The 413-nt window shown below is 58.8% G+C and carries 1 protein-coding gene; it reads left to right on the forward strand.

Features of this window, described 5'->3' with window-relative positions; genetic code table 11:
• On the forward strand, nucleotides 1-413 hold a 413-nt coding region (locus AACR09_RS15815), incomplete at both ends, for an immunoglobulin-like domain-containing protein (protein WP_228010406.1).

Consider the following 413-nt stretch of genomic DNA (forward strand, 5'->3'; position numbering starts at 1 on the left):
ACGCCAGACACCGAGCTTGTAGTGACGCTGTCCAATGGCGCGACGATCACGTTCGGCACCGATTACGTGGCGGGCGCGGAAGTGACTTCAACAGCGTTCGACATCAACAACGGCGAAGACCTGTATGTAGACGGCTCATCGTTCGACCTGTCGGTGCAAAGCACCGAAGGCGGCAACTTCGAAAACTTGGATACCACGGACACGGCGACCGTGACCGTGGCAGACACCACCGATACGGCGGTGACGTTAACCTTGAATGACGTGAGCGTGAATGAAGGCACAGGCCAGGCGAGCATTACCGCGACGCTAGACCACACGCCAGACACCGAGCTTGTAGTGACGCTGTCCAATGGCGCGACGATCACGTTCGGCACCGATTACGTGGCGGGCGCGGAAGTGACTTCAACAGCGTT

It is taken from the genome of Vibrio sp. OPT20 (assembly GCF_963889365.1).
Taxonomy (GTDB): Bacteria; Pseudomonadota; Gammaproteobacteria; order Enterobacterales; family Vibrionaceae; genus Vibrio; species Vibrio splendidus.